We start from the raw sequence: 25,379 nt of genomic DNA, 5'->3' as shown, positions 1-25,379 counted from the left end.
TTCGCCAAGGGAGCCCCTAGGAGTAGTGCTTGTGCAGGTCGTCGGTGATCAGCCCGGTGCCGTGGTGGACGGCCAGGCTGGAGTAGGTCCCGCGCAGTTGGGCGGCGTGCGCGGTTCGCTGGTGTTCGATCAGCAGCCCTTCGGTGTCGTCCGAGTGGCCGCTGCGGGCGCGCTCTCGGCGACTCAGGAAGACGGTCGTGCCGATGATGGTGGCCACGAGTGCGACCAGGAACGCGATGACGAAGGTCATGAGGTCTCACCTTTCCCCCGGGCCTGGATCGTCCCATGACGAACCATCTCCACGGAAGGGTCAATTCCACCCGACCCGCCGCACGAAAAGTCGACCAGGCCGACTTCCTGTGCCGCGTGTCACGGGTTTCGGGGCCCGTCCCATCGAGCAGATCCGGGAGGGGGCATGACAATTCCCCCTCCCAGAGGTCGATGTGAGGAGCCCGCATGAGCCCCACCCGTCGTGACGTCCTGCGCTGGGGAGCCGGTGCCGGTGGCGCCCTCCTGGCCGCCGCCGCGTTCAGCCCGGACGCAGCGGCAGCCGCAGCCGTCAGCCCGTCCGCCTGGATGAGCGCCCTGGACGACGCCACGCCGCTGACCGCCCTGACGATCCCCGGCACCCACGACTCCTGCTGCACCGACCCGCTGCACGGCACCGAGTGGTCCCACACCCAGAACTGGGGCCTGCCCGAGCAGCTCCAGCGCGGCATCCGCTTCCTCGACATCCGCTGCAACGGGCTCGCGGGGACGGCCGACGAACTCGGCATCTACCACAGCGACAACTACCAGTACGTCCGCCTCCAGGACGTCCTCGACCAGTGCCGCGCCTTCCTCGCCGCCAACCCGGGCGAGGGCCTCGTCATGCGCGTCAGGAACGAGTACGCGGGCGGGAACCGGCTCGACGACACCGAGTTCCAGCGCCGGATCAACCACTACCTGGACGGCCTCGGCTACCGGGGCCTGTTCTGGACGAACCCCTGGTGGCCCACCCTCGGCCAGGCCCGCGGCCGCGTCGTCCTCGCCGCCGACTTCGCCAACCCCTGGTCCGTCATCCAGTGGTCGAGCGCCACCAACACCTGGTTCGCCACCCAGGACACCTTCCAGGGCATCAGCCTCGCCGCCAAGTCCAAGGCCGTCACCGACTGGTTCGACCGCGCCTTCCTCGACCAGGGCTCCCCGCGGATGTACGTGAACTTCACCAGCTACGCCAACGGCGGCTGGCCCAAGGTCAACGCGGCCGCCATCGTGCCTCCCGTCCGCGACTACCTGAACGCCCGCCGCCAGCAGCCCGCCCACTTCGGCATCGTCCCGATGGACTTCCCCGACTTCCACACCGACGTCCTGCAACTGCTCATCGACAAGAACTTCATCGGCCGCTGACCGGCCCGCTGACCGGCCCGCCGACTCGCCGTTGCAGGCTCCCCGCCGCTGGGTAGCCTGCCGGCATGCCTGATCCCTCCCCCCTCGCGCTCCCCACCCGTTTCGACGGCGACCCCGACCGTGTCGCACTCGTCATTCCCGGGGTCGGTTACTCGCCCGCCAGGCCGCTGCTCCACTTCGCCTGCGCCGTACTCGTCCAACGCGGTTGGACGGTGCAGGAGTTGTGGTGGCAGGTCCCGCACGACTTTCCCCAGCTGACCGTGGACGACCGGATCGCGTGGGTCGAGCGGCAGGTCGGCGGGGCCGTCGCCGCCGAGGGGGAGGCCTGCCGTCTTCTGGTCGGCAAGTCCTTGGGCTCACTCGCCTGTGGCATCGCAGCCGATCGGAGGATGGCGGCGGCCTGGCTGACGCCCGTCCTGACCCTCGACCAGGTGGCCCGCTCCCTGCGCCGATCCGAAGCGCCGACGCTCCTGGTCGGCGGGAGTGCCGACAAGCTGTGGGATCGGCAGGTGGCCGGGTCGGTGGGGCACGAGGTCCTGGAAGTGCCCTCGGCGGACCACTCCCTTGAGCTGGCGGATGATCCCGTGGGGTCGGTCGGGGTGCTGCGGCAGGTCGTCTCGCGGCTGGACCGGTTCGTCGGCTCGCTCGAAATCTAGAAGCCGATCGGCCGGCTCCTTCGGGGCGCTGATGGAGTTCACGCCTCCCGGGTAGTGGGTGTGCCCGGTTCGGCGGCCCCGCGATCGGGTTTCGATCGCGGGGCCGTTGCCGTTGCCCGTGGCCCGGGGCCGGGGGGGGGCTCAGCCGATGGAGCGGGGGAGGCGGGTGGTCAGGTACAGGATGACGAAGGAGCCGATGAGCTGAAGGCCCAGGCAGAGGGCGAGGGCGCGGTCCATGCCGAGACTGGGGGAGAGCGACAGGTAGAGGGTGCCGAGGGTGGCGACGCCGAGGGCGAGGCTGGACTGCTGCCCGGTGGCCAGGACGCCGCTGCCGACGCCGGCCCGGGCGGCGGGCACCTTGGCGAGGACGACGCGGAACAGCGGGGTGCCGATCAGGCCTTGTCCGATGCCGGCGAGCGCGACGCCGGGCGCCATCCGCAGCGGGGAGAAGTGCGACCAGTCGGCGAGGACGGTGACGGCGAGGGTGGCCAGGCCGGCGGCCTGGATGACGGCGCCCGCACTCAGCACCCGGCTGCCGTAGCGGCCGATCAGGCGGGGGCCGGAGAGCGAGGCGGTGAAGTAGCCGACGGCCATCGGGACGAGCGCCCAGCCGGCCGCGACCGGGCCGAGGTGCAGGCCCTGCTGGAGGGCGACGGCGATGACGAACATGAAGCCGCCGAAGCCGGCGAAGTAGGGCAGGGCGATGCCGAGGCCGCGCCGCATCTCGGGGATGCGCAGCAGGGACGGCGGCACCAGCGGGGTGGCGCCGCGCTGCTCCGCCCGGCGTTCGACCAGGACGAAGGCGGCGGCGAGGACGGGGAACAGTGCGAGCAGCACCCAGGACCAGAGCGGCCAGCCGGCGGCGCGGCCCTCCATCAGCGGGACGAGCAGGGCGAGCAGCGAGGCGGTGAGCAGGACGGTGCCGGGCACGTCGACGCGGGCGGCCTGGGTGGCCCGGCTCTCCGGGACGTAGCGGACGGCGAGGACCAGGGCGAGCAGCGCGAACGGCACGTTGAGCAGGAAGACGGAGCGCCAGCCGGTGCCGAACAGGTCGGCGGCGACGAGCATGCCGCCGAGCACCTGCCCGATCACCACGGAGATGCCGCCGACGGCGCCGTAGATGCTGAGGGCGCGGCCGCGCCGGGCGCCGTCGGTGGCGGCGGTGATGGTGCCGAGGACCTGCGGGATCAGCAGCGCGGCCGAGGCGCCCTGGGCGGCGCGGGCGGCGACCAGGGTCCAGGCGCCGGGGGCGAGGCCGCAGGCGAGCGAGGTGAGGGCGAAGGTGGCGGCGCCGACGACGAAGAGCCGGCGGCGGCCGAAGATGTCGCCGAGGCGCCCGCCGAGGACGAGCAGGACGGCGAAGGCGATGCCGTAGCCGGCGGCGACGAGTTCGAGGACGGCGGGCCCGGCGGCCAGGTCGTGGTCGATGGTGGGCAGGGCGACGTTCACGATGAAGAAGTCGAGCATCGGCAGGAAGGCCCCGAGCAGGACGGTGACCAGCCCGGCGGTGCCGAGGGAGGGGGCGGCGGTGCGGGCGGCGGCCGCGGTCGCGGTGCCGGGGGTGGTGGCGGCGCGGACCGGGTCGGGGGCGACGGCGAGTTGTTGGGTCACGGGTCCTACGATCCGCCTGGCCGTACCCTGGTACCAGAGTGTGGTTATCCAGGTATAAGAAGTACCTGGCAACAGGCTCCGGGCTGGCGCATGCTAGGAACCATGAGCCTCACCACCCCGGCCGCGCAAGCCCGGTCCGCCTCGGTCGCGCAAGCCCGGACCACGCCGGCGACGCAAGCCCGGACCGCCCCCGACGACGCCCGCCGGCACGACCTGGCGGCCTTCCTGCGCAGCCGCCGCGAGCGGATCGCCCCCGACCAGGTGGGTCTGCCCCCGACCGGCCGCCGCCGCACGCCGGGGCTGCGCCGCGAGGAGGTCGCGCAGCTCGCCGCCGTCGGGGTGACCTGGTACACGTGGTTGGAGCAGGGGCGCGACATCCAGGTGTCCACCCAGGTACTGGACGCGGTCTCCCGCGCTCTGCTGCTGGACCCGAGCGAGCGTGCGCACCTGTTCACCCTGGCCGGCGCGGAGGATCCGGCGCCGGTGAGGGAGTGCCCCTCGGTCACCCCGAGCGTGCGGCTGGTGCTGGAGCAGATGGCGCCGTACCCGGCCGTGGCGGTCAACACCCGCTACGACGTGCTCGCGTACAACGCCCAGTACACCGCGATCGTCGGCGATCTCAGCGAACTTCCGCCCGAGGACCGCAACTTGATGTGGCTGGCGTTCGCCCCCTCGCGGTTCCGCGAGGTGCTGATCGACTACCGGACCGAACGCCTCGGCATGGTGGCCCGCTTCCGCGCCGCGATGGCCGACCACAGCGCGGAGCCCGCCTGGAAGGCACTGCTGGCCCGGCTGCTCAAGACCTCGCCGGACTTCGCGGAGGTCTGGCAGCGGCACGAGGTGATGGGGCCGAGCAACGGGATCAAGCGGTTCCAGGTGCCGGGCGTCGGGCTGCTGCGCTGCGAGTACACCAGCTTCTGGCTCGGCCCCCGACTCGGGACGCGGATGATCACGTACACCCCGCTGGACGAGGAGACCCGCGCGCTGATGGACCAGCTGCCCGGCAGCTTCTAGCCCGCCCGACGGCTTCTAGCGGGGGGCGAGGACGGCACGCCCGAGCAGCACGCACACCACCGCGAGCGGCAGTTCGACGCCGAGCGCCATCACCAGGGCGGCGAGCACCGCGTGGCCCGGGCCGGCGCAGGCGATGTCGGCCAGCGCGTCCCCCGCGAGCAGCAGGGCCACCGCGCCGCCGGCCCAGCCGGCGGCGGCGCTGCGCCGGCGCAGCAGGGCGTCGAGCGAGAGCAGCGCGGAGAACTCCAGCAGGTCGAGCACGACCCACGGGGTCTCGTGGCAGGCGGCGAGGACCGCGAGCCAGGGCAGCAGAGCGACGGCGGCCATGACGGGCACCCGCTCGAAGCGGGCGGGCAGGACGAGGGCGGTGGCCGGGCGGCCGACGAGGACGGCGGTGCTCATGCGGCCCCTCCGGCGACCGAGGCCCCTCCGGCGACCGAGGCCTCGCCGGCGATCGCGGCCTCGCCCCGGCGTCGCACCCGCTCCAGCGGCTGCCGCTCGGTGGTGTCCCCGCCGGGGTGCCGGACCAGCACCCCGGTGTACGGGCCCTCGGCCCAGGCGAGCCAGAACCGTCCGGCGACCGCGACCACCTCGGCGCCGACGGCCGGCCGCTCGAACCGGAACGGCCCGGCCGACCAGAGCGACCGCACGGACCAGAGCGACCGCCCGGACCAGAGCGACCGCCCGGACCGGAACGACCGCCCGGACCCGAGCGGCCACGCGAACCCGAACGACCGCCCGGACCGGAACGGCCCGGCCAGCCGCCTGGCGGTGAACGCCACCGCGGGCGCGCTGCCGTCGGCCGCCAGCCGGCCCCAGGCGAGCACGTGGCGCGCCCGCCCGCCGGCCGGGCTGCGACGAGCACCGCGCAGCAGCTGCGGGGTGAGCCGGGCGGCGACCAGGACATCGGCCAACTCGCCGTCCTGGTACACCTCCAGCGCGGCCCGGCCGCGGCGGCCGACCAGGCTGCGGACCGACCAGGGCCCGGCCCCGACCGGCAGCGTCCCCTCCGGCCCCGCCGTCCGGCGGAGCGCGTCCCCGGGAACACCCCCGTGGCTCCCGGGGACGGGCCGCCGGTGCGGCGGGGTGGCGGAGTGCGATGCGGTGCTCGTCATGCCGTCCAGCTTCCCGTCGATCATGGGCCGCTGTCGGTGGTGCCGTGCTCCGAATCCGGGGTGTACCTAGATACACCCCGACCGTGAGCCCCCCTTCATGGCGGCCGTTGATCATCGCGCCCTACGCTGTCGGTCATGCCCTCCACCACGTTGCGCCGAGCGCTCGTCAGGAGCCTTCGGCGCCCCCCGTGGTCGCCCGAGGCCTGGCGGGACACCCGTTTCATAGCCGCCGGCCTCCCGCTGGCCCTGCCGGTCTGGCTGGCCGTCACCGAGTCCAAGCTGCTCTTCCCGATGACGGCCCTGGTCCTCATCTGCACCCGCCCGCTCACCGCCGCCCAGCGCGGCCGGCTGCGCGCCCTGCGCGGGGTGGAGGTGTCGCCGCCGCGTCCGGGTGAGCCGTGGGCCTGGCTGCCGGGCCGGCTGCTGCTGGGGCTGACCTGGCGCCAGGCCGTCCACCACCTGCTGGCCGGTCCGCTGCTGGCGGCGGGCGCGCTGGTGGTGCTGTACGCCTGGGGCGCCGGCGTGGTGATGGCCAGCGTGTACGGCTGGGTCTGGCTGATGCCCGTCGGCAGCCTGCTGCGCTCGGAGCTGGCCGGGCTGGACGTGGTGATCACGGTCGCCGGGGTGCTGCTGCTGGCCGTGATGCCCTGGCTGGCGGCGCTGGCGGCCTGGCTGGAGGTGCGCACGGCCCAGCTGCTGCTCGGCCCCAACCGGGCGGAGGCGCTGGAGCGGCGGGTCGAGGAGATCGCCGAGAGCCGGGCCGGGCTGGTCGACGTGGTGGACGCCGAGCGCCGCCGGATCGAGCGGGACCTGCACGACGGCGCCCAGCAGCGTCTGACCTCCCTCGCGATGAACCTGGGCCTGGCCCGGCGCACCCTCAAGGACGTCCCGCCCGAGGTCATGCAGGTGATCGTGGACGCGCACGAGGAGGCGCAGGCGGCCATCGACGAGCTGCGCGACCTGGTCCGCGGCCTGCACCCGGCGGTCCTGGAGGACCGCGGCCTGGACGCGGCGCTGTCCGGCATCGCGGCCCGCGCCCCGCTGCCGGTGCGCCTGGACGTGCACCTCGCCGAGCCGGTCGCCCCGACCGTCGAGGCGGTCGCCTACTTCACCGTCTCCGAGGCCCTGACCAACGTGGCCAAGCACGCCCGCGCCCAGCGGGTCGACCTCTCGGTACGGACGGTCGGCGGCCGGCTGCGCCTGGTCATCAGCGACGACGGCGTGGGCGGCGCGGACGCCTCGCGCGGCACCGGGCTGACCGGCCTGCGCAAGCGCGCCGCCTCCGTCGACGGCACACTGTCCGTTCTCAGCCCCCTCGGGGGCCCCACCACCATCACCGTGGAGTTGCCGTGCGCGCTGTGATCGCCGAGGACTCGGTCCTGCTGAGGGTCGGCCTGGTCAAGGTCCTGGAGGCGGTGGGCTTCGAGGTCGCCGCTGCCGTCGGGGACGCCGCCGAGTTGCTGGCGGCCGTCGAGGAGCACCGCCCGAAGGTGGTGGTGGCGGACGTCCGGATGCCTCCGGGCTTCACCGACGAGGGTGTGAAGGCCGCGCTGATGATCCGCCGGCAGTGGCCGGACGTCGCCGTGCTGCTGCTCTCCCAGTACGTGGAGGAGCGCTACGCCGCCGACCTGCTGGCCACCAACACCAGCGGCGTCGGCTACCTGCTCAAGCAGCGGGTGGCCAACGTGGACGACTTCGTGGAGGCGCTGCAGCGGGTCGCCGCGGGCGGCACCGCGCTGGACCCGGAGGTGGTGGCCCAGCTGCTGCTGCGCCGCCACCGGGACCCGCTGGAGAAGCTGACCCCGCGCGAGCGGGACGTGCTCGGCCTGATGGCGGAGGGCCGCTCCAACGCCGCGATCGCGGCCGCCCTGGTGGTCAGCGACAGCGCGGTGGCCAAGCACATCAACTCGATCTTCACCAAGCTCGACCTGCCGCCGGCCGACGACAGCCACCGCCGGGTGCTGGCGGTGCTGCGGTTCCTGGAGGTCGGGTAGCCGTGGGCGGACCGACGAAGGCGTGGGGGCGGAAGGCCTGGCGCACCACCGGGACGCTCGCGATCGCGGTCGTCATGATCGGCGCCGGGATGCAGACCTGGGCGATGGTGGTGCAGCAGCAGACGACTTCGATGCAGCCGTACAACGTCGTCATCCACAAGCTCCGGCTGGACACCGGCAGCGCCTCGGTGCGGATCAGGGCGGGCCGGGACGGCCGGGTGGTGGTCCGGCAGAACCTGGACTGGACGGTGCGCAAGCCGTCGGTGTCGACCACCTTCGACGGTGACGTGCTCACGGTCGGCATGGAGTGCCGGAAGGTCCTGCCGTTCGCCGACTTCGGCTGCGGTGCCCAGATCGAGCTGGAGGTGCCGGCCGGTACCGACGTGTCGGGGCAGGTGAGCTCGGGCAGCGTCGAGGTGGACGGCCTGAGCGGCGGCGTCCGGATGGACCTCACCTCGGGCGAGCTGAAACTGATCGGCACGTCCGGGCAGGTGTACGCGCACGCCACCTCCGGGATGGTGCAGGGCACCGACCTGAGCTCGGAGCAGGTGTACGCGGAGACCACCTCGGGGGCGGTCGACCTGGCCTTCTCCAAGGCGCCGCGGTCGGTGGACACCAAGAGCATGTCCGGCTCGGTGAAGCTGACCCTGCCGCAGGACTCCCACTACGCCTTCAGCGGCGAGGTCGGCAGCGGCAGCCGCCACATCGACCCGAGCCTGGCGGACCCGGCCAGCCCGAACCGGATCCACGGCTCGGTCACCTCGGGCTCGATCACGATCGACCCGGCCTAGAGAAGGCTTAGAGAAGGCTTAGAGAAGGCCCGGAGGGGCCTGGGGCGGCCCGGAGCGGTCCGGGGAGGCCCGGAGCGGCCCGGAAACAGGGGCTGACCCGGGTGGGGGACAATGGAGAGTCCCGTTCCCCTGCCCCGAGGTCAGCCGCGCATGACAGCCACGCCCGCACCCACCGCGCCCGACGCCGAGTTCGCGCCGCTGGACATCGGCCCGATCCGGGTGTGGCCGCCCGTCGTGCTGGCGCCGATGGCCGGCATCACCAACGCGCCGTTCCGCACCCTCTGCCGCGAGCAGAGCGGCGGAAAAGGTCTGTACGTCTCCGAGATGATCACCACCCGGGCCCTGGTCGAGCGCAACGCCAAGACCATGCAGCTGATCAAGTTCGACGCCAGCGAGAAGCCGCGCTCGATCCAGCTGTACGGCGTGGACCCGGTGACGGTCGGCAAGGCCGCCCGGATGATCGCGGACGAGGGCCTGGCCGACCACATCGACCTCAACTTCGGCTGCCCCGTCCCCAAGGTGACCCGCAAGGGCGGCGGCTCGGCGCTGCCGTACAAGCGCAACCTGCTGCGCGAGATCCTGCGCGAGGCCGTGGCCAACGCGGGCGACCTGCCGGTCACCATGAAGATGCGCAAGGGCATCGACGACGACCACCTGACCTACCTGGACGCCGGCCGGATCGGCGCCGAGGAGGGCGTGGCCGCGATCGCCCTGCACGGGCGCACCGCCGCCCAGCACTACGGCGGGACGGCCGACTGGTCGGCGATCGCCCGGCTGCGCGAGTCCGTTCCGGCGCACGTCCCGGTGCTGGGCAACGGGGACATCTGGTCGGCGGACGACGCGCTGCGGATGATGCGGGAGACCGGCTGCGACGGTGTCGTGGTGGGCCGCGGCTGCCTGGGCCGGCCGTGGCTGTTCCGGGACCTGGTCTCGATCTTCGAGGGCGAGGTCGACTACGCCCGTCCGGACTTCGGCTACGTGGCGCGGGCGATGGTGCGGCACGCGCAGCTGCTCGGCGAGTGGATCGGGGACGAGGCGCGCGGCGTGATCGACTTCCGCAAGCACGTCGCCTGGTACACCAAGGGTTTCTCGGTCGGCTCGGAGTTGCGGGTGAAGCTCGCCAACTCCTCCTCCCTGGCCGAACTGGCCGAAACCCTCGCCCTGGTGGAGCAGTCCCAGGCCTGGCCGGCCGGTGCGGACGGCCCGCGCGGGCGTACCGCCGGCAACAACCGGGTGGTGCTGCCCGAGGGCTGGTTGGACGATCCGTACGACTGCGCCCGACCAGGCGTGGACGCCGAATCGGACACCTCTGGCGGATGATCTGTCCGTAGTGGCGAAATTGGCCCTCCAGGGCCCACTGCCACTCGGTCCCAGCCCTCTTGTCCAATCTGGACAGGAGGGCTCCTTTTCGGCGGTCCGATGTCACGGAACGGGCACGTTTCTGGACGGAGTGCGACGATCGGCGGAGGCGGACTACGTTCGACCGGTGAGATGCGCTGGTGACGCTTGCCACATGCGGTGGCGCCTGACGGCGGGTCAGTGGACGAAATGGACAGGTCGACTGTGAATCGCTTCCCGAAGCCGGTGGGCCGCTGATCGGCCGATCCGAGTGCAGGAAATCAAGCCGGGGCAACGCGGGCGACCCGCGACCGCTACCCAGCGTCCGAATCGTGCGATCTTCGTGTTTCTCTTCGTTCAAGACTTGAAGGCGGGCTAGCGTCATCCGGACGATTTCACCAACAGAGGTGAACGCCTTTATGTGCATTCGATCTATCGGGTTACCCCCGGGTACCGGCCTCGTACGGCCTATTCGGGGCAGAGAAGAACCTTCGAAATGGGTATGTTCTCCGGCGTCAGGGCAACCGCGTACGAGGAGACCGACCCGTGCCGTCCCAGCAGAAGTTTGTTTACTCCTTCGCTGAAGGAAACAAGGACCTCAAGGACCTTCTCGGCGGCAAGGGCGCGAACCTGGCCGAGATGACCAACCTTGGCCTCCCCGTCCCTCCGGGGTTCACCATCACCACCGAGGCCTGCAAGGTCTTCCTGGAGACCGGCAGCGAGCCCTCCTCGCTCCACCAGGAGATCAGCGCCCACCTGGACGCGCTCGAGCAGGAGATGGGCAAGAAGCTCGGCCAGCCCGACAACCCGCTGCTGGTGTCGGTGCGCTCGGGCGCGAAGTTCTCCATGCCCGGCATGATGGACACCGTCCTGAACATCGGCCTCTCGGACGCCTCGGTGGTCGGTCTCGTCGCCCAGTCCGGCAACGAGCGCTTCGCCTGGGACTCCTACCGCCGCCTGGTCCAGATGTTCGGCAAGACCGTGCTGGGCGTCGACGGCGAGCTGTTCGAGGAGGCCCTCGACGAGGCCAAGCACGCCAAGGGCACCGTCAACGACCTGGACCTGGACGCTGCCGACCTCCGGGAACTCGTCGAGCTGTTCAAGGGCATCGTCGAGCGCGAGACCGGCCGGGCCTTCCCGCAGGACCCGCGCGAGCAGATGGACCTCGCCATCCACGCCGTCTTCCACTCCTGGAACGGCGACCGCGCCCGCCTGTACCGCCGGCAGGAGCGCATCCCGAACGACCTCGGTACCGCGGTCAACGTCTGCAGCATGGTCTTCGGCAACCTCGGCGAGGACTCCGGCACCGGTGTCGCCTTCACCCGCGACCCCTCCACCGGTGCCCAGGGCGTCTACGGCGACTACCTGTCCAACGCCCAGGGCGAGGACGTCGTCGCCGGCATCCGCAACACCCTGCCGCTGGCCGAGCTGGAGAAGCTCGACAAGAAGTCGTACGACGAGCTGATGACGATCATGCAGACGCTCGAGAACCACTACCGCGACCTCTGCGACATCGAGTTCACCATCGAGCGCGGCAAGCTCTGGATGCTGCAGACCCGCGTCGGCAAGCGCACCGCCGCCGCGGCCTTCCGGATCGCCGTCCAGCTGGTCGACCAGGGCCTGATCGACCTGGACGAGGCCCTCATGCGGGTCACCGGCGGCCAGCTCTCGCAGCTGATGTTCCCGCGCTTCGCCCCGAACGCCGAGTCCCAGCAGATCGCCTGGGGCCTCGCCGCCTCGCCCGGCGCCGCCATCGGCAAGATCGTGTTCGACTCCTACACCGCCGTCAAGTGGTCCCGTTCCGGCGAGAAGGTCATCCTGGTCCGCCGCGAGACCAACCCGGACGACCTGGACGGCATGATCGCCGCCGAGGGCATCCTCACCTCGCGCGGCGGCAAGACCTCGCACGCCGCCGTCGTCGCCCGCGGCATGGGCAAGACCTGTGTCTGCGGCGCCGAGGAGCTGGAGGTCGACACCAAGCGCCGCCGGATGACCACCGCCGCCGGCCTGGTGCTGGAGGAGGGCGACGTCGTCTCCATCGACGGCGCCACCGGCAAGGTCTACCTCGGCGAGGTCCCCGTCCTGCCGTCCCCCGTCGTCGAGTACTTCGAGGGCACCCTGCACGCCGGCGCCGACGTCCAGGGCGGACTCGTCCAGGCCGTCCACCGGCTGATGGCGCACGCCGACGTCCGCCGCCGGCTCGCCGTGCGCGCCAACGCCGACAACGCCGAGGACGGCGGGCGCGCCCGCCGCTACGGCGCCCAGGGCATCGGCCTGTGCCGCACCGAGCACATGTTCCTCGGCGAGGAGCGCCGCAAGGAGGTCGAGCACCTGATCCTGGCGGACAACGACAAGGACCGCGAGCTCGCCCTCTCCACCCTGCTGCCGCTGCAGAAGGGCGACTTCCTGGAGCTCTTCCAGGCCATGGACGGCCTGCCGGTCACCGTCCGCCTGCTCGACCCGCCGCTGCACGAGTTCCTGCCGGACATCACCGAGCTGTCGGTGCGCGTCGCCCTCGCCGAGGCCCGCAAGGACCCGAACGAGAACGACCTGCGCCTGCTCCAGGCGGTGCACAAGCTGCATGAGCAGAACCCGATGCTGGGCCTGCGCGGCGTCCGCCTCGGCCTGGTCATCCCCGGTCTGTTCGGCATGCAGGTCCGCGCCATCGCCGAGGCCGCCGCCGAGCGCCGGCTGGCCGGCGCGGACCCGCGTCCCGAGGTGATGATCCCGCTGGTCGGCACCGTCCAGGAGCTGGAGCTGGTCCGCGACGAGTGCGAGCGCGTGCTCGCCGAGGTCGCCCAGTCCACCGGCGTGCAGCTGGACATCAAGCTCGGCACCATGATCGAGCTGCCGCGCGCCGCCGTCACCGCCGGTCAGATCGCCGAAGCCGCCGAGTTCTTCTCCTTCGGCACCAACGACCTCACCCAGACCGTGTGGGGCTTCTCCCGGGACGACGTGGAGGCCTCGTTCTTCACCGCCTACCTGGAGAAGGGCATCTTCGGGGTCTCCCCGTTCGAGACCATCGACCGCGACGGCGTCGGCGCGCTCGTCAAGCACGCCGTCGAGGCCGGCCGGGCCACCCGCCCCGACCTCAAGCTCGGCGTCTGCGGCGAGCACGGCGGCGACCCGGACTCGGTCCACTTCTTCCACGAGGTGGGGCTGGACTACGTCTCCTGCTCCCCCTTCCGGATCCCGGTGGCGCGCCTGGAGGCAGGCCGCGCCGCCATCGAGACGGCGGGCAGCGACCCGCGCTGAGAGAGGGTAGGCATCCCCTCCTCGGCCGCGGGCCGGACTGACCGCTTCCCTCCCCACCGGGAGGGCGTACACCGGAGCTCGGCGCAGGAGAACCGGCGTACGTAACAACGGCCGGGCGGTCCTTCCCCGGCCGTCCGTCTGTGCCCGGCCGCGCTTCCCAGCCGGCCTTCCCCGTCCGGCCGGATGTGGCGGCGGCCACGTGTGTAGCTGGCCGGGCGGCGCCCGCGCGCCTGCCAAGCTGGGGCGCATGACCAGACGTAAAAGCCCGCTCGTCGTCGTGGCCGTCCTGATCCTGGCCCTCGTCGCCGGGATCGGGTACCTGCTCGCCGGCAAGGGCGGCAGCAGCCACCCCAAGGCCGCCGCGAGCTCCACCGCCACCTCGGCGGGCGCCTCGGCCCCCAAGTCCTCGGCCCCCAAGCCGTCCCCGCCCGCCGGCGGCACCCCCGCCCCGAGCGGCACCTGGGTGCCCGCCGACCCGGCGCTCGCCGACGTCTGCCGCAGCAAGCTCCCCAGCCAGGCCCAGGACACCCTCGGCCTGATCGCCAAGAACGGCCCGTACCCGTACAACCGCGACGGCATCGTCTTCGAGAACCGCGAGAGCCGCCTGCCGAAGAAGTCCGGCGGCTATTACCACGAGTTCACCGTGGTCACCCCGGGCTCCAACGACCGCGGAACCCGCCGCGTGGTCACCGGCGGCTCCGGCGAGCAGTACTGGTCGCCGGACCACTACGCGACCTTCCAGGAGATCGACCCGCGCTGCTGACACCCCGCACGGTGTGATGCCCCGCACCGCGCCCGCGGCCCGCACCGAGCACCCGACCGCACCGCGCCCGCGGCCCTCACCGGGCCCGGCGCCAGCTGACCCGGCGGTGGGGGCCGTGCGGGCCGGTGGTGAGGAGGGCGGTCAGCTCGTGGAACACCGGGACGGGGTCGCGCCGGAGCTGGACCGGCGTGGTGCGGACCACGGGGAGCCCGACGGCGGTCAGCCGGTTGGCACGGGCCAGGCCGCGTTCGTGGTCGGCGGGGCGCAGGTGCCAGGCGCGGGAGTCGATCTCCAACGCCACGCAGGCGTGCGGCCAGTAGGCGTCCGGGACGGCGAGGAAGCGGCCGTCCAGGAAGAGCACCGGGTTCCACAGCGGCTCGGGCAGGCCCGCGTGCGCCAGGAGTTCGCGGGCCTCGCCCTCCACCACCGACCGCACTCCGGCGGTGAGGTCCTCCACCACCCGGGCCACCTGCGGCAGTCCGAGCGCGCCCGGCCGGGCCAGCAAGTGGTCCAGCAGCTCGCCGAGTTCGCAGTGCCGCCGCTGGACGGCCTCCGCGCACAGCGCCCGGAACCGGCGCTGCCCGGTCTCACCCGGCGCGAGGTCGGCCAGCGCCCGGGCGACGGTGGTGCTCCACAGCCCGTCGTCCCGCTCGAAGCCGCCCGGCAGCGGCCCGGCCGACCGGTGGATCCGGACGAACTCGCGGTCGACGACCCGGCGTTGGGCGGGGATCAGGACGTCGATCCGGGCCAGGTCGGCGGGGTGCCCGGCGCTCGGCAGCCCCGCGTCGGCCAGCACCGCGTCCCCGGTCAGCAGTACCTCCCCGGCCTGCGGCGCCCGCCCCTTGGGGCTCGCGTACGCCAGCGCGGCGCGCAGCCGCTGGTGCGCTGTCAATCGGCCGGACTGCAGGCAGATCACCCGGGGCAGCACCTGCTGCCAGGGCCCGTCGGGGCGCAGCCGGTGGGCGATGGTGCCGGACGGCACGCCGAGCCGGCGCAGTTGCGCCCGGGTGACGATGTGCTGCTGGTCGGCGCCGAGCAGCACGACGGGGTCGAGCGGGTTCACGCGGGTCATGCCCGGGGTGCTGCCCACCAGGGTCGGATGTATGCGAAACATCGCTCGTCGGGGGAGCCTGTGAGAATGAGGTTGACGGAGCACCGGTCGAACCGCTGAGCTGGGAACCATATGACGACTCCACCCACCGGCCCACCCGCCGGCCCCGCGCCGAGCCGCCCCGGAGAGCGAGGTCCTCGGCCTGGCCGTCAGGGGCTACGGGTGGCGGCCGTAGCCCCCTTCGGGCTGTGAGCAGGCGTCCGGGTCAGGCGGTGATCAGATGCCCGGGGCCGCCGCCGTGTCTAAGGCACTCCTGGTTGATCGCCGGATCCGGGGCGCTGGGCGAGGTGGCGGCGGCGATCCGCAGCTCGATGATGTCCCGCACCGCGGGCCACTCGTCGTCGAGGATCGAGTAGAACGCGGTCGAGCGCACCACCCCGTCGAGCCCGCGCGAGTGGGCCCGGCGGACGCCCTCGGAGGTGGCGCCGAGCCGCTCGATGGCGGTGCGCGAGCGCTGGTTGCGGGCGTCGGCGCGCAGCGAGATCCGCTGCACCCCCCAGGTCTCGAAGGCGTGGCGCAGCATCAGCAGCTTGGCCTCGGTGTTGATGCCGGTGCCCTGGGCACGCGGCGAGAGCCAGGTGTTGCCGATCTCGGCGGCGTCCGGGACGGCCGTGGCCGGGTCGCCGAACGGGACCCCGGGCACCGGCGGCCAGACCATCGGCCCCTGCCAGTAGTCGAGTTCCAGGAATCGGGTGGAGCCGACGACCCGGCCGGTTGCCACGTTCACCGTCGCGAACGGCAGCGACCGGCCCGCGGCCTGGTCGGCGAGGGCGCGCGCGATGTAGTCGCGGGCCGCTTCGAGGCCGTGCGGGACGGGCGTGAAGGCGTAGGTCGTACGGTCTTCGGCGCCGGCCTCGGCGATGGCCGAGGCGTGGTGCGCGGCGAGGGGCTCCAGCCGCACGGTGCGGCCGGTGAGGATGACAGGTACGGGCACGGAACCTTCGGTCCTTCATCGGTCGGAGGGTGCCTACCGTGCCGGGGTACGGCTCGGGAGGCAGGGACAGTCGCCCCGGCCCCGGAGCACGCCCGCCGGTACCCGCGCACGCCGGAGAGCCGGTCGGGCGGGGCGGGGGCGGCGGCCCGGAGGCGGGCAGCGCGGTGCCGGAACGGACTCGGGTCCACGGACCGGTCCGGCGGGGATGAGCGAGGGGACAGTGTGCGTCCGCGAGATGGCCGATGAGGAAACGGGAGCGCGAAGGAAACAGGCGGCCAGATGAAGGCAAGATGCGTCGTGTGGGCTGGCCGAACACCGGTCCGGGACGTGGCCGACGGCGTTACGGGACGACGTGACGACGACGCGACGATGCGAGGCAGCGAGAGGACGATACCCGTCAGAAGGCGGTGCGTCACTTCGCGGCACGCGAATGGCGGTGCGGGCCGCTGCGACCCGCCCCCGGACGGGCCGTTGAACACCCGTGACCAGGGGCTTTCCACCCGGGTGCGATCATGGTCCGGAGCGGTCCGGGGAGGCCGCCGACCCCGCCGACGGGCGGGTCGGGAATTCCGGCGGCGCCCGGCACGCTGGAGAGGACGAGAAGCCGGTACGTCGTGACGAGTAGAGAACGGGGTTGGGTGCGCGGTGCGTGACTTCCAGGCGTTGTACGAGCTGGATCAGCAGGGCGTGGCCGCGGTGGCCGCGGCCACCGCGGAGCTGCGCGACACCGGTGCGGGCCTCGTGCTGCTCCAGCACTTCGAGGGCTTCATGGACGCCGGCGAGGCCGGCGGCCAGGTGGTGGCCCACCTCCTGGAGACGGGCTCGCCGCAGGTGGTGGCCCGCTTCGACCACGACCGCCTGGTCGACTACCGGGCGCGCCGCCCCGCGATGGTCTTCGACCGGGACCAGTGGGCGTCCTACGAGCCGCCGGAGATCCTGCTCCAGCTCGTCCGCGACGGCGCGGGTGCGCCGTTCCTGCTGCTCACCGGCCCCGAGCCGGACGTCGAGTGGGAGCGTTTCGCCGGCGCCGTCCGCGAGCTGGTGGAGCGCTTCGAGGTCCGGCTGGCGGTGGACTTCCACGGCATCCCGATGGGCGTGCCGCACACCCGCCCGGTCGGCCTGACCCCGCACGGCAACCGGCTCGACCTGGCGGCCGGCTACCCGCAGTGGTTCGAGCAGGCGCAGGTCCCGGGCAGCGCCCAGGCGCTGCTGGAGTACCGCCTGGCCGAGGCCGGGCACGACGTGCTGGGCTTCGCCGTGCACGTCCCGCACTACGTGGCGCGCTCGGAGTACCCGGCGGCCGCCGTGCTGATCCTGGAGGCGGTGCAGTCCGCCACCGGCCTGGTGCTGCCCGGCACCCGGCTGCGCGAGCGGGTCGGCGAGGTGTACGCCGACATCGAGGAGCAGCTGGCGCACGGGGACGGCGAGTTGCGCTCGGCGATCCGCGGCATGGAGGGCCAGTACGACGCGGTGGCGGGGGCGGAGAGCCGGGAGAGCCTGCTGGCCGAGCCGGTGGACCTGCCGTCGGCGGACGAGTTGGGGCGGCGCTTCGAGCAGTTCCTGGCCGAGCACGAGCGCGGCGCGGAGTAGGTACGGCGCGGAGTGGGCCCGGGCGGGGAGTAGGACCGGCACGGAATCGGCCCCGCAGGGGCGGGAACCGGCCGGGTCGGCGGCGGCCGGGAGTCACGGGAGTCATTCGCGGGCCCCGTTCGTTGGTGCTGGCGGCGTCGGGGGACGCGCCGCCGTACGGAGCTGCCCGTGACGCCTATCCCCCGGGGGGATGCCATGCCCACGACCATGTCCAGGACCATCCGCCCGGCCGTCGCCCTGACGGCCGGGCTCGCCGCGCTGCTGCTCGCCGGGTGCACCCCCGCGGACGGCGGGACGGACGGTTTCGCGGGCGCGCTGCCCGGCAAGAACGCCAAGTCCACGCCGCCGCCGAACGGCCCGTACGTGGCCCTCGGCGACTCGTACACCGCCGGCCTGAAGATCGCCCCGCAGGTGGGCGATCCGAAGGGCTGCTCCCGCTCGGGGGTCAACTACCCGTCCCTGGTGGCGAAGGGGCTCGGGCTGCCGGCCGGCCAGTTCCAGGACGTCAGTTGCAGCGGCGCCCGCACCGGGGACCTGACCGGCGCCCAGGAGACCGACCACGGCACCAACCCGCCCCAGCTGGACGCGCTGACCGCGGCCACCCGCGTGGTGACGGTCGGCATCGGCGGCAACGACGCGGGCTTCATGGAGGTCGTCAAGGAGTGCGCCAAGGAGAACCTGGTGGACGCGGTGAAGGGCATCGTCGGCGCCACCCGCGCGCCCTCGCCCTGCCGCGAGCACTACGCCTCCGGCGGGACCGACGAGGTGCAGCGCAAGGTCGACGCGGCCGGTGAGCAACTCGGCCGGATCCTGCAGGACATCAAGCACCGCTCCCCGCAGGCCCGGGTGTACGTGATCGGGTACCCGACGCTGCTCCCGTCCGACCCGGCCGGCTGCCGACAGGTGTTGGGCAAGGCGGTCGCGGCCGGGGACCTGGGCTTCCTCTCGGAGAAGGAGCAGCAGCTCAACGGCATGCTCAAGCGGCGGGCGGAGGGCGCCGGCGCGGTGTTCGTGGACGCGGCCGCCCCCTCGGCCGGGCACGACATGTGCGCGGGCGAGGCCACCCGCTGGGTCGAACCGCCGTTCCCGGCCCCGGGCCTGGCGGCGATCCACCCCAACGCCAAGGGGCAGGAGGCGGTGGCCGCCGCCGTCCTCAAGGCCGTCCGCGGCTGAGGCCGGGGGCCGGGCCGGGGCCGGACCGCAGGCGGCGAGCCGGGGCGGCCACCGGCGCGCAACCCGGGCCGGGGCGGACACCAGCGCGTACCGCAGGATTCACGCTCCGGCCCACACTCCTTCGTGCGCGGCACACCCTGGCTGTCGGGGGCGCGGCGTACCGTGAGAGGCATATGGATGACACCGCGCACCGCCTCGCCGCCGCCCCGCTCCCGTACGACCACGCCGCCGAGGCCCGCTGGGTCCCCGAACCGGACAAGCGCCCCGGCCGCACGGCGTTCCAGCGCGACCGGGCCCGGGTGCTGCACTCGGCGGCGCTGCGGCGGCTGGCCGGCACCACCCAGGTGGTCGCCCCGATGCGCAGCGACTTCCCCCGCACCCGGCTCACCCACTCCCTCGAATGCGCCCAGGTGGGGCGGGAGTTGGGCGCCGCCCTGGGCTGCGACCCGGACCTCGTGGAGGCCGGCTGCCTGGCCCACGACATCGGCCACCCGCCGTTCGGCCACACCGGCGAGGAGGCGCTCGACCAGGCCGCCGAGGCCTGCGGCGGCTTCGAGGGCAACGCGCAGTCGCTGCGCATCCTCACCCGGCTCGAACCCAAGCGCTTCGCCCCGGATGGCGAGCACCCCGCCGCCCGGCTCGCCCCCTGGCCCGGCCGCAGCGTCGGCCTCAACCTGACCCGCGCCGCCCTCGACGCCGCCACCAAGTACCCGTGGACGCGCGGCGCCCACCCCACCGACCCGGCCTCGCCCAAGTACGGCGTCTACGCCGACGACCTGCCGGTGTTCCGCTGGCTGCGGGCCGGTTCCCCGGCCGGGCGCAAGTGCTTCGAGGCCACCGTCATGGACTGGTCCGACGACGTCGCGTACTCGACCCACGACGTCGAGGACGGCCTCCAGGCCGGACACATCGACCCGGCCGCGCTGCGCGCGCCGAGCGAGCGGGCCGAACTCTTCAAGGTCGCCGAGCGCTACGCCCCGGACGCCGAGCCGGAGGAGCTGGCCGCCGCCCTCGACCGGTTGCTCGGCCAGGACCGGTGGCCCCAGGAGTACGACGGCACGGCCCGCGCCCGGGCCGGGCTGAAGGACCTCACCAGCCAGCTGATCGGCCGCTTCTGCCTGGCCGCCGAGCAGGCCACCCGGGCCCGCTACGGCCCCGGCCGGCTCACCCGGTACACGGCCGAGCTGGTGGTGCCGCGGGGCGTCCGGCTGGAGGTCGCGGTGCTCAAGGCGGTCGCCGTCCGCTTCGTGATGCAGCGCGACGAGCAGGCCCAGCTGCGGGCCCGCCAGCGGATCGTGATCGCCGAGCTGGCGTACGTGCTCACCCAGCGCGCCCCCGAGGGCCTGGACCCGGTGTTCGGCGCGCTCTACCGCGAGGCCGAGGACGACCGGGCCGCCCTGCGCGCGGTCATCGACCAGATCGCCACCCTCACCGACGCCTCCGCCCTCGCCCTGCACGCCAGGCTCGTCGGCGCCGCCTGGGCCTGACCGCCCGCGGGCCCCGGCGCGCGACCGCTCAGGCGCAACCGCCCGGCGCCCGGCGTCCGACCGCTCAGGCGCAACCGCCCGGCGCCCGACTGCGCGCAGTGCAACCGGCCCGGCACGACCGGCCCGCCGGGAAACCCCGGCCACCCCAGTAGACTTCCGGGGTGGCCGGGCGGATCAGGGACGAAGACGTACAAGCGGTGCGCAGCGCACTGCCGATCGACGCCGTGGTCGGCGACTACGTTCAGCTCACCAACGGTGGCGGCGGCGAGTACAAGGGCGTCTGCCCCTTCCACGACGAGAAGTCCGCCTCGTTCTACGTGAACCCCGCCAAGGGCGTCTTCCACTGCTTCGGCTGCCAGGAGAACGGCGACACCATCGCCTTCCTGATGAAGATCGAGCACTTCACCTTCGCCGAGGCCGTCGAGCGGATGGCCGCCCAGGCCGGCATCACCCTGCGTTACGAGGAGGGCGGCTACAGCCCCCGCCACCAGCAGGGCGAGCGGACCCGCCTGGTCGAGGCGCACAAGGTGGCCGCCGCCTACTACCGGGAGCAGCTGGCCTCGGCGGAGGCGGAGATCGGCCGCCGCTTCCTGGCCGAGCGCGGCTTCGACGAGGAGGCCGCGAAGACCTTCGGCGTCGGCTACGCCCCGGTGGGCTGGGAGCACCTGGTCCGCTACCTGCGCGGCAAGGGCTTCACCGACAAGGAGATCCTGCTCGGCGGCCTGGCCTCGCAGGGCCAGCGCGGCGGCCTGATCGACCGCTTCCGGGGCCGGCTGGTCTGGCCGATCCGGGACATCGCGGGCGAGGTGGTCGGCTTCGGCGCCCGCCGCCTGCGCGAGGACGACAACGGCCCGAAGTACCTGAACACCCCCGAGACGCCGATCTACAAGAAGTCGCACGTGCTGTACGGCATCGACCTGGCGAAGAAGGAGATCGCCAAGTCGGGCCGCGCGGTCGTGGTCGAGGGCTACACCGATGTGATGGCCTGCCACCTGGCGGGGGTCACCTCGGCGGTGGCCACCTGCGGTACGGCCTTCGCCGAGGACCACATCAAGATCATCCGTCGGCTGCTGATGGACACCTCGCAGTACCGCGGCGAGACGGTCTTCACCTTCGACGGCGACGCGGCCGGCCAGAAGGCCGCCCTGCGGGCCTTCGAGGACGACCAGAAGTTCGCCGCCAAGACCTCCATCGCGGTCAGCCCGGGCGGCATGGACCCGTGCGAACTGCGCCTGGCCCAGGGCGACGAGGCGGTCAAGCAGCTGATCGACAACCCCGTCCCGCTGTTCGAGTTCGCGCTGGTCTCGGCGGTGTCCAAGCACCGGGTGGAGACGCCGGAGGGGCGGTCGGCGGCCCTGGAGGAGGCGGCCCCGATCGTCGCCAAGATCAAGGACCGCTCGATCCAGCACGAGTACGCCGTCCGCCTGGCCGGCATGCTCGGCATCCTGGACGAGCCCTTCGTCGTCCGCCGGGTCTCCCAGCTGGCCCGCTGGGACCGCGAGCGCCAGCAGAACCCCCGGGGCGCCGACCGCGGCCGCCGCGCCGAGCCCGCGCCGGTGCGCCCGGCGCAGCCCGCCTTCCGGCTCAACCCGCGCGACCCGGCCCAGTTCGTCGAACGGGAGCTGCTCAAGCTGGCGCTCCAGCACCCGGACCTGGTCAGCCCGGCCTTCGACCACTACGGCGAGGACGAGTTCCCCACCCTGCCGTACACGGCCGTCCGGCAGGCCATCGCCAAGGCCGGCGGTGCCGCGTACGGGGCGACGCTGCCCGACTTCACCAGCGTGGTGCGCGAGGCGGCCCCGGACGACCAGGTGCGCTCGCTCGTCACCGAGCTGACCGTCGAGCCGGTGCGCTCCCGCCGGAAGGTGGACGCGGTCTACGCCGGGGAGTTCCTGGTGAAGCTGCGCCTGCTGGCGGTGGACCGGCGGATCGCCGAGGTCCGCGGCTACCTGCAGCGGCTCGGCCACCGGGCCGACGCCGAGCAGCAGCACGCGGTGCAGACCGAGCTGTGGCAGCTCCAGCAGTACGGCCAGCAGCTCCGCAGCCAGGGCGCGGCGGCGCTGTAGGAGCGCGGCGGGGCCGTGGGAGCGGCCCAGAAAGTCGACGCACGAGTCTCGGCCACGGAGTGTGGCGTACCGCACACTGGAGGGCGTCCCACCTCCGTTCAGCGCGGGTCCGCCAGAGTCGCGCCCGCCCCGAGGGATGCCCGTGGACCGAGGCTTTGCCGCGACCTCCAGCCCGACTTCCAGCCCGACCGCCGCACCGACCGCCGCACCGACTGGCGCGCTGACCGCCGCACCGCCCGGCGCCGGCACCGGACCGCACCCCGCCGGCCCGGCCGGGGACCGGGAGACGGACCACGGCCGGGCCGGGGCCGCGCCCCCGGACGGCGCCTGCGGCGTGCCGCAGGGCCACCCCGAGGCCCCGGAGACGGACCCCGACGCCGAGGACCCGGAGCCCGGCGACGGGGACGAGGAGGAGCCCCGCCCGCAGGCCGAGGGCGACGCCGGCCCGGCGCCGGACCTGCTCCGCCAGTACCTGCGCGAGATCGGCCGGGTCCGCCTGCTCACCGCCGCCGAGGAGGTGGAGCTGGCCCGCCGGGTCGAGGCCGGCCTGTTCGCCGAGGAGCGGCTGAACGGCGACCCCCCGCCGTCCGACCCGCCGGCCCGCGAACTGGACACCCTGGTGGTGCGCGGCCGGATCGCCAAACGCCGGCTGATCGAGGCGAACCTGCGGCTCGTGGTGTCCGTCGCCAAACGCTACGTCGGCCGCGGGCTGACCCTGCTGGACCTGATCCAGGAGGGCAACCTGGGCCTGATCCGGGCGGTGGAGAAGTTCGACTACGCCCGCGGCTACAAGTTCTCCACGTACGCGACCTGGTGGATCCGGCAGGCGATGAGCCGGGCGCTGGCCGACCAGGCCCGGACGATCCGGGTGCCGGTGCACGTGGTCGAGCTGATCAACCGGGTGATCCGGGTGCAGCGCGCCCTGCTGCAGGAGCGCGGGCTGGAACCGACCCCGGCCGGGATCGCCGCCGCCCTGGAGCTGACCGAGGAGCGGGTGCGTGAGCTGCTCCGGCTGGCCCAGGAGCCGATCTCGCTGCACACCCCGGTCGGCGAGGAGGACGACGTCGCGCTCGGCGACCTGATCGAGGACGCCGACGCCGCCTCACCCGCGGAGTCCGCCACCTTCCTGCTGCTGCGCCAGCACCTGGACGCCGTCCTGGCCACCCTGGGCGAGCGGGAGCGCCAGGTCGTCCAGCTCCGCTACGGGCTGGACGACGGCCGCCCGCGCACGCTGGAGGAGATCGGCACGGTGTTCGGCGTGACCCGGGAGCGGATCCGCCAGATCGAGTCGAAGACGCTGATCAAGCTCCGCGACCACGCCTTCGCGGCGCAGCTGCGCGGGTATCTCGACTGAGCGGCCCGCCGGTCCCCGGCCGGGACCAGCTGGGGACCCTAGGACCGGCCTGGGGAGGGCTGCGCGGTGGCGGGCTGCGTGTCGGTCGGCTGTGCCGGGGAGGGCGGGTCGGTGGCCGCCGCGTCCGGGCCGGTGCCCGGGGGCGGCGAGGCGGGGCCGATCGGGATCGGGGTGGAGGCCACCACGGCGGCCAGGCCGGAGACGGGCGAGGTGCAGACGTGCCCGGCCGGCTGGTACCCGCAGACCTGGAAGGTGACGGCCGGGTCGGCCGCGTCCAGCATCGACGAGTAGTTGTCGTAGCCCCAGTGGATGAGCGCCGTCTCGCTCTGGCCGGAGTCGTCGGTGATGGTCGCGTAGTCGTTCGGCTCGCCCTCGGTGATCGCCGCCCAGGCCGCCTGGCAGGTCTGGCTGTACCGGAGGTAGACGACGACCTTGCCGATGACGTCGGTCTGCAGGGTCCGGGCGTCCTTGCCGCAGCCGGTGGCCTTGGGGTCCTTGTGCGCGCAGCCGACGGCCTGGCAGACGGGAGCGCCCGGGACGGGCTTGGCCGCAGTGGCGGTCGGGACGGGCTCGGCGACGGTCTGGGGCTGCTCCTGGTGCCGGGTGGCCCGCAGGCCGATTAGCACCAGCAGGGCCACCAGCAGGGCGGCGCCGGTCAGCAGCGTCGCCGGGCGCCGCCACCACGTCACGGGTGCCGTCACGGCGCCGCCGGGCTCGCCGGGTGCGACGGTCACATCGGTCACATCGGGTACGTCGGTCACATCGGGTACGTCGGAGGCAGCGGGTGTGGCGGGCGCGCCGGTCCGGTCTGTCGGGGGCTGCGCCGCCCGGGGCCGCTCGGGGGCCGCCTGCGCGGCGGGCTCCTCCGGGGCGCCGGGCCCGCCGTCCTCCTCGGGCCCCGCCACGGCCTGCTCCCGCAGCGCCCGCAGGGCCGGCCCGTCGCAGTCCACCGCCCCGGTCAGCGCCTCCAGCGCCTGCCCGGTGATGACCCGCTTGCCGTTCAGCCAGCGCTCCCAGGAGGCCCGGCTGTAGTGCGTCCGGGCGGCCAGCTCGGACAGCGAGAGTCCGGCGGCGTCCTTGATGGCCCGGAGCTCCTCGGCCAGGAGCCGGGCGGGTCCGGACAGCTCTTCGGGCAGGTTCTTCCAGGCGGAACCCATGGGGCCTTCCAACGATGCGAGACGGGAACGGGGGGACGGGGAGAGCGGAACGGGCTCCGGCCCGGGCCGTTCGGGTGTCTCCGCTTCTCCAAACTCACCGGTCCGGCGTCCCAAACCCCAGGTCATGGCGCTGAGACGGACGGAAGTGTCTCACAACCCCCGGGAACGCTCGCATGTGCACGTGTCCGTCGTGCACAGTTCTCTGGTCGGCGCGGTTCGCCGCCCGACGGCGTCGTTCGGACGCGGACCGGTCACCGGTCCCCGCTCCGGCAGCACGTCCCGATTCCCCCACCGGCCGGGGCAGCCTCGCGGGGGGAGGCGGCCCCGGTTCGTCCGGGACGCGCGGGGGGGGGTGGGGGTGGGGAGACGACACACCCACCCCCACCACAACCACCCCCAGACAACCACCACGCCCCAACACCCCCAAGGGGTGTGGAGCCACCCCCCCGCCCCCCCCCACACCACGTGGTTTTCGGGGTGGGGGTTTTGGGTTAACCTCGAGCGGTCCCCCCGCCGCGGGGGGCGGGCCCCGGGGGGCCGTTACCGGGTTCGGCGGTACGGCTGCGGACGTGCGGAGGTGG

21 protein-coding genes are annotated in these 25,379 nt (G+C 73.5%); 14 read left to right on the top strand and 7 right to left on the bottom strand.

Annotation, left to right across the window (positions count from 1 at the left end; genetic code table 11):
• Positions 1-16: 16 nt before the first annotated feature.
• Positions 17-250 carry a hypothetical protein gene (locus ACFV61_RS05955; protein ID WP_063347501.1) on the bottom strand — a complete coding sequence of 78 codons (234 nt, stop codon included), beginning with the start codon at positions 248-250 and terminating at the stop codon, positions 17-19.
• Positions 251-456: 206 nt separating this feature from the next.
• Between ACFV61_RS05955 and ACFV61_RS05950 the strand changes: the two genes are divergently transcribed.
• Together ACFV61_RS05950 and ACFV61_RS05945 are read left to right on the top strand one after the other, a co-directional pair.
• Positions 457-1,389, top strand: coding sequence for a phosphatidylinositol-specific phospholipase C (locus tag ACFV61_RS05950; RefSeq protein WP_380340943.1), 933 nt, complete (start codon positions 457-459; stop codon positions 1,387-1,389).
• 65 nt (positions 1,390-1,454) lie between these two features.
• On the top strand, positions 1,455-2,045 hold the full coding sequence (locus ACFV61_RS05945; RefSeq protein ID WP_380490338.1) for an alpha/beta hydrolase: 591 nt from the start codon (positions 1,455-1,457) through the stop codon (positions 2,043-2,045).
• 141 nt (positions 2,046-2,186) lie between these two features.
• Here ACFV61_RS05945 and ACFV61_RS05940 read toward each other — a convergent pair whose 3' ends face one another.
• Complete coding sequence (locus tag ACFV61_RS05940) at positions 2,187-3,656, bottom strand: MFS transporter (protein WP_380379279.1); 1,470 nt, start codon at positions 3,654-3,656, stop codon at positions 2,187-2,189.
• Between the two features lie 102 nt (positions 3,657-3,758).
• On the opposite strand from ACFV61_RS05940, the gene ACFV61_RS05935 reads away from it, so the two are divergent.
• Positions 3,759-4,670, top strand: a complete 912-nt coding sequence (locus ACFV61_RS05935) for a helix-turn-helix transcriptional regulator (protein WP_380490336.1) — start codon at positions 3,759-3,761, stop codon at positions 4,668-4,670.
• A gap of 15 nt (positions 4,671-4,685) precedes the next feature.
• Here ACFV61_RS05935 and ACFV61_RS05930 read toward each other — a convergent pair whose 3' ends face one another.
• On the bottom strand, positions 4,686-5,072 hold the full coding sequence (locus ACFV61_RS05930; RefSeq protein ID WP_380490334.1) for a hypothetical protein: 387 nt from the start codon (positions 5,070-5,072) through the stop codon (positions 4,686-4,688).
• Positions 5,069-5,785, bottom strand: a complete 717-nt coding sequence (locus tag ACFV61_RS05925; protein WP_380490332.1) for a hypothetical protein — start codon at positions 5,783-5,785, stop codon at positions 5,069-5,071. Before ACFV61_RS05925 ends, ACFV61_RS05930 begins: the two co-directional genes overlap by 4 nt.
• 135 nt (positions 5,786-5,920) lie before the next feature.
• Between ACFV61_RS05925 and ACFV61_RS05920 the strand changes: the two genes are divergently transcribed.
• The 6 genes from ACFV61_RS05920 to ACFV61_RS05895 all read left to right on the top strand — a co-directional run bounded on the left by ACFV61_RS05920 (position 5,921) and on the right by ACFV61_RS05895 (position 13,926).
• Positions 5,921-7,147 (top strand): sensor histidine kinase, encoded by a 1,227-nt coding sequence (locus ACFV61_RS05920; RefSeq protein ID WP_063347495.1) that lies wholly within the window; start codon positions 5,921-5,923, stop codon positions 7,145-7,147.
• Positions 7,135-7,779 carry a response regulator gene (locus ACFV61_RS05915; RefSeq protein ID WP_380490330.1) on the top strand — a complete coding sequence of 215 codons (645 nt, stop codon included), beginning with the start codon at positions 7,135-7,137 and terminating at the stop codon, positions 7,777-7,779. The genes ACFV61_RS05920 and ACFV61_RS05915 overlap by 13 nt, the downstream gene beginning before the upstream one ends.
• A 2-nt stretch (positions 7,780-7,781) precedes the next feature.
• Positions 7,782-8,570, top strand: coding sequence for a DUF4097 family beta strand repeat-containing protein (locus tag ACFV61_RS05910; protein ID WP_380425486.1), 789 nt, complete (start codon positions 7,782-7,784; stop codon positions 8,568-8,570).
• 150 nt (positions 8,571-8,720) lie between these two features.
• Positions 8,721-9,890, top strand: coding sequence for a tRNA dihydrouridine synthase DusB (gene dusB / locus ACFV61_RS05905; protein WP_380425484.1), 1,170 nt, complete (start codon positions 8,721-8,723; stop codon positions 9,888-9,890).
• A gap of 564 nt (positions 9,891-10,454) precedes the next feature.
• The gene (ppdK, locus tag ACFV61_RS05900; RefSeq protein WP_380490328.1) at positions 10,455-13,163 is read left to right on the top strand and encodes a pyruvate, phosphate dikinase; all 2,709 of its coding nucleotides are present in this window, start codon (positions 10,455-10,457) and stop codon (positions 13,161-13,163) included.
• Positions 13,164-13,410: 247 nt separating this feature from the next.
• Positions 13,411-13,926 (top strand): ribonuclease, encoded by a 516-nt coding sequence (locus ACFV61_RS05895; RefSeq protein WP_363369984.1) that lies wholly within the window; start codon positions 13,411-13,413, stop codon positions 13,924-13,926.
• 76 nt (positions 13,927-14,002) lie between these two features.
• On the opposite strand, the gene ACFV61_RS05890 is transcribed toward ACFV61_RS05895, so the two are convergent.
• Both ACFV61_RS05890 and ACFV61_RS05885 read right to left on the bottom strand, forming a co-directional pair.
• Positions 14,003-14,998, bottom strand: coding sequence for a hypothetical protein (locus tag ACFV61_RS05890; protein WP_380490326.1), 996 nt, complete (start codon positions 14,996-14,998; stop codon positions 14,003-14,005).
• A 244-nt stretch (positions 14,999-15,242) separates the two neighbouring features.
• On the bottom strand, positions 15,243-15,971 hold the full coding sequence (locus tag ACFV61_RS05885; RefSeq protein ID WP_063347487.1) for a GNAT family N-acetyltransferase: 729 nt from the start codon (positions 15,969-15,971) through the stop codon (positions 15,243-15,245).
• 645 nt (positions 15,972-16,616) lie between these two features.
• On the opposite strand from ACFV61_RS05885, the gene ACFV61_RS05880 reads away from it, so the two are divergent.
• The 5 genes from ACFV61_RS05880 (at position 16,617) to ACFV61_RS05860 (ending at position 23,641) form a co-directional block, all read left to right on the top strand.
• A complete protein-coding gene (locus tag ACFV61_RS05880) occupies positions 16,617-17,561 on the top strand; it encodes a PAC2 family protein (RefSeq protein ID WP_063347486.1) in 945 nt (314 codons plus the stop codon).
• Between the two features lie 207 nt (positions 17,562-17,768).
• A complete protein-coding gene (locus ACFV61_RS05875; protein ID WP_380490324.1) occupies positions 17,769-18,734 on the top strand; it encodes an SGNH/GDSL hydrolase family protein in 966 nt (321 codons plus the stop codon).
• Positions 18,735-18,907: 173 nt separating this feature from the next.
• Positions 18,908-20,221, top strand: a complete 1,314-nt coding sequence (locus ACFV61_RS05870) for a deoxyguanosinetriphosphate triphosphohydrolase (RefSeq protein WP_063347484.1) — start codon at positions 18,908-18,910, stop codon at positions 20,219-20,221.
• Between the two features lie 161 nt (positions 20,222-20,382).
• On the top strand, positions 20,383-22,287 hold the full coding sequence (gene dnaG, locus ACFV61_RS05865; protein ID WP_063347483.1) for a DNA primase: 1,905 nt from the start codon (positions 20,383-20,385) through the stop codon (positions 22,285-22,287).
• A gap of 136 nt (positions 22,288-22,423) precedes the next feature.
• Entirely contained in the window at positions 22,424-23,641 is a 1,218-nt protein-coding gene (locus tag ACFV61_RS05860; protein ID WP_380490322.1) for a sigma-70 family RNA polymerase sigma factor, read from the top strand.
• A gap of 38 nt (positions 23,642-23,679) precedes the next feature.
• On the opposite strand, the gene ACFV61_RS05855 is transcribed toward ACFV61_RS05860, so the two are convergent.
• Positions 23,680-24,798, bottom strand: coding sequence for a DUF2690 domain-containing protein (locus ACFV61_RS05855; RefSeq protein WP_380490321.1), 1,119 nt, complete (start codon positions 24,796-24,798; stop codon positions 23,680-23,682).
• Between the last annotated feature and the right edge of the window lie 581 nt (positions 24,799-25,379).

It is taken from the genome of Kitasatospora sp. NPDC059817 (assembly GCF_042731835.1).
GTDB lineage: Bacteria > Actinomycetota > Actinomycetes > Streptomycetales > Streptomycetaceae > Kitasatospora.
The sequence above is the reverse complement of the archived record's forward strand: the minus strand, read 5'-3'. Positions and strand labels throughout refer to the sequence as shown.